Origin of the sequence: Synechococcus sp. BA-120 BA3 (assembly GCF_034931285.1) — a bacterium.
In the GTDB taxonomy this organism is placed as follows: domain Bacteria; phylum Cyanobacteriota; class Cyanobacteriia; order PCC-6307; family Cyanobiaceae; genus Cyanobium.
Genome location: NZ_JAYGHZ010000375.1, coordinates 1 through 4,320, shown reverse-complemented (window position 1 = coordinate 4,320; position 4,320 = coordinate 1). Strand labels below are relative to the sequence as shown.

General features: G+C 70.7%; 2 protein-coding genes. Both read right to left on the bottom strand.

Annotated elements, in window-relative coordinates; genetic code table 11:
• On the bottom strand, positions 1-1,288 hold a 1,288-nt coding region (locus VB737_RS15240), incomplete at its 3' end, for an Rne/Rng family ribonuclease (protein ID WP_500314206.1).
• Between the two features lie 377 nt (positions 1,289-1,665).
• The coding region (locus VB737_RS15235) for a TIGR03960 family B12-binding radical SAM protein (protein WP_500314204.1) at positions 1,666-4,320 on the bottom strand (2,655 nt) is incomplete at its 5' end.

The following is a 4,320-nucleotide window of genomic DNA, read 5'->3' as shown; positions in this document are numbered from 1 at the left end:
CTTCGGCCCGGGCCGAGGCGGCCGAACGCACCAGGCCGGAGATCGTGGCCAGGGGCTGGAGGGTGTCCTTGCCGGGCAGGACGGCCACGTGGCCGAGGCCGCCACAGCTGGGGCAGGCCCGGCCGAACAGTTCGTAGATGTTCTGGCCCTGGCGTTTGCGGGTCAGCTCCACCAGACCGAGCTCGGTGAGCTGGGCAATCTGGGGACGGGCCGTGTCGTCGCGGGAGGCCTGGGTGAAGTGCTCCAGCAGCTGCAGCTGGTCGCGCCGGGACTCCATGTCGATGAAGTCGATGATCACCACACCGCCGATGTTGCGCAGCTTCAGCTGGCGGGCGATCTCCACCGCCGCCTCGCAGTTGGTCCAGAGCACCGTCTCGCGGGCGTTGGCCGAGCGGGTGAACGAGCCGGAGTTGACGTCGATCACCGTGAGCGCCTCGGTGGGCTCGATGATCACGTAGCCGCCGGAGGGGAGATCCACCCGGGGCTTGAGGGCGTCACGGATGGCGGCATTGACCCGGTAGTGCTCCAGGATCTCGGTGGGTTCACCGTGGTGCTCCACCAGCAGGTTGGCCTGGTCGGCGCCGAGGAAGGCGTTGACCCGGGCCACCGCATCGGCGCTGTCGACCACGACGCGCAGCACATCGGGGCTGTAGAGGTCGCGCAGCACCCGATGGATGAAGTCCTCATCCCGGTTGAGGAGCACCGGCGGGGAGGCCGTCTCGGCCGCCTGCTGGATCGATTCCCACTGGCGCAGCAGCGCCTCGAGGTCGTCGATCAGCATCTCCTCGCTGACGTCCTCGGCCTCGGTGCGGATCAGCAGGCCGGCGCCGGGGGGCTTGATCAGCACGCCGAGGGCCCGCAGCCGGTTGCGCTCGTTCTCGCCGTTGATGCGCCGCGAGATGTTGACCCCCTGGCCGTGGGGCTGAAGCACCAGGAAACGCCCCGGCAGGGAGAGGTTGCCGGTGAGGCGCGGCCCCTTGGTGCCCGTGGGCTCCTTCATCACCTGGACGAGCACCTTCTGGCGGGGCTCAAGCAGCTCGGTGATGCCGGCGCCCCCCTTCTTCAGGCGCAGGGGGCCCAGATCGGTGATGTGGATGAAGCCGTTCTTCTCGCTTTCGCCGATGTTGACGAAGGCGGCATCGATCCCGGGCAACACGTTCTCGACGGTTCCGAGGTAGACATCGCCGATCTGATAACGACCCTGGGCGACGATCAGTTCATCGACGCGTTCGTCGTTGAGCACTGCGGCGATCCGCAACTGCTCAGCGATGACGATCTGCTGGGGCATGGAAGAGATGGTGGGCTCAGTGGAGCCCTGCCGGGGGGCAGGTGGGGAAAGAAATCGGGCGGCGACCGTGGCGGTCGCTCAGCCACTGGAGAGAATCAGGCCGGACCCCGGAAACAAGGGAATCGGCTGGTTGCCTGGTCGGACCCCCAGAAGCCGAGGGGCCCGGATGGGAGCAGTGACGTCATCGGGCCGGCAGCGTGACGGAAGGAATGACGTTCCTTCCCGATGCAAAGCAACGAAGACCGAACCAAGCAATGTTGACTGTGATAGCGCTTTCGCCGAGGAGCTTCTAGAAAGCGTCCCTGAGGCAGAAGCGTCTGGGCGGGGGAGGAAGAAGGGAGGGAACCCTGCTATTCCTGTCTCCGTCTAGGGCGAACTTAGCATGCGTCCAGCCGGAGGCAACGGCGCTGGACCGGACCGAGCACCAGCGGCCGGCCGACGCCGATGCTCAGCCAGTGGCGCAGATGGTCGGGCCGCAGGCTGCGGCCCTGGGGATCCACGGCGGCCTCCAGATCCAGCGCCTGGCCGTCCTGCGGGGGCGTGCCCCCGGCGGGCACCAGGCGGAGGTCGAGCAGGTAGGGGCGGCACTCCCGCTCCCTTGGGCGCCCCTTCTTGTTCTGGTCCTGCCAGGGCAGGCTGGTGGCCTCCAGCAGCGCCGCGACCGCCGCGGCCCAGCGTTCCGGCGTCAGTGAAGCCGGAGCCGATGCCGCCGGATCGAGGGCCGCCGGATCGGGGGCCGGCCGCAGCGTGAACCGCCACTGGGCGGAACGGATCTGCTGGGCCAGGCCGGGGGTCGCCAGGGGCACGTCCCGGACCGAGAGCAGCCTCAGTTCGTCGCTGAGCTCCGCCTGCAGGCGCTTGCGGGCCGTCTCGGGGTCCACGGGGGCGGCGAAGTCCAGGTCGAGCCACTCGTGCAGGCCCTCCACCCCCAGGGGCAGGGGCAGCGCCACCTGCAGCCGCGGCAGGGGATGGAAGCCGCCGGTGAAGCTCACCGGCAGGCCGCTGCGGCGCAGGGCCCGCTCCATCAGCCGCAGGGTGTCGAGATGGCTGATCAGGGCCAGGCTGCCGGTCTTGGCAAAGGCGAATCGCAGCCGGCAGACCCGCTCGCTGGCGGGGGCCCGGGGCGGCAGCGCCGGCGGCACGGGGGGCGGCGGGATCACCACGTTGTGCCCCAGCTCCGGACCGCAGACGCCGCAGCTGCTGCAGCCCTCGAAGGAGCAGTCCGGCACCACAGCGGCCGCCAGGGCCCGGCGCAGATCCTCCGCCAGCCAGGCCTTGTCGACCCCGGAATCGATGTGATCCCAGGGCAGGGGCTGGCGGCAGAAGGCCTCCAGATCGCCGCTGGCGTAGGCCTCCGCCGCACTCCAGCCGCCCATCTCCAGGGCCCGGTAGGAGCCCCCCAGACCGGCGGCCTCAATCGCGCCTGTCCAGGCGGCATGGCTGCGGTCGGCCGATTCGAACCAGGCATCCAGCCCGGCGCCGGCCCGCCAGGCCGCTTCGATCACCGGCGCCAGCCGCCGGTCGCCGCGGCCGACGAAGTCCTCCACCGCCGACAGCCGCACATCGGTGTAGTTGGTCTTGATGCCCCGCAACGGCCGCAGGGCGTCGCGCAACAGCTGCTGCCGGCGCCGGAACTCCGCCGTCGACACGCTGTGCCACTGGAACGGGGTGTGGGGCTTGGGGGTGAAATTGCTGATCGTCAGGTTGAGCTGCAGCCGACCCAGGTCACGGCACTGCTGCTGCAGCCCCCGGCAGGTGTCGACGATGCCGAGCACGTCGGCGTCGGTCTCGCCCGGCAGGCCGATCATGAAATAGAGCTTCACGCGGCTGTAGCCGTTCTCCATGGCGGTGCGGATGCCGCGCAGCAGTTCAGCGTCCGTGAGTCCCTTGTTGACGATGTCCCGCAGGCGCTGGGTGCCGGCCTCGGGGGCGAAGGTGAGCCCGGCCCGGCGGGTGCCGCCGAGGATGTGGGCGATGGAGGTGTCGAAGCGGTCGACCCGCTGGCTGGGCAGGGTGAGGCTGACGTTGTGCTCCGCCAGCCGGTTGCGCAGCTCCACCCCCACCGCCGGCAGGGAGAGGTAATCGCTGCAACTGAGGGACAGCAGCGAGAAGTCGCTGTAGCCGGTGCGAAGCATGCCCTCCTCCACCGCCTCGATCACCGCCTCGGGTTCCACGTCCCGGGCCGGGCGCGTCAGCATCCCCGGCTGGCAGAAGCGGCAGCCGCGGGTGCAGCCGCGGCGGATCTCCACCGTGAGCCGGTCGTGGACCGTCTCGATGTGGGGCACCAGGCCCATGGCGTAGTGGGGCATGGGGGTGGCGGTGCGCCGCTGGATCCGGGACGCCAGGCCCGGCTCCAGCGGCACAAGGCTCACCCCGTCGGGCCCGGGGGCATACAGGGAGGGCACATAGACCCCGGGCACCTCGGCCAGGTCCCGCAGCAGGGCCCGGCGGCCCAGGCCGGCGGCCCGCCCCTCGGCCACCACCAGGCCGATCTCGGGCAGCAGTTCCTCCCCGTCCCCCAGGGCGAGGAAATCGAAGAAGGGCGCGAAGGGCTCGGGATTGCCCGTGGCGGTGGGGCCGCCGGCGAAGATCAGCGGCGGCGCCGCCGGATCATCCAGGGGCAGGTCGCCCCGGTCGGCGGCGCGGATCGGGATGCCCGCCAGATCCAGCATCTCCAGGATGTTGGTGCCGCCGAGCTCGTAGCTGAGGCTGAAGCCGAGGATGTCGAAGGCCGTCAGGGGCCGGTGGCTTTCCACCGCGAACAGGGGCGCTCCCCGCTCCCGCAGCCGGGCCGCCAGATCGGGCGCCGGCAGGTAGGCCCGATCGCACAGCTGGCCTGGAACGGCATTGAGGATCGCGTAGAGCAGCACATGGCCCAGGTTGCTGGCGCCGACCTCGTAGACCTCCGGATAGGTGAGCGCCCAGCGCACCCGGGCCGCCGACCAGTCCCGGGGCTCCACCCCCCGCTCGTTGCCGAGGTAGCGGGCCGGCCGGGCGATGCCGCCGTCGACCAGCTCGGCGAAGGCAACGGG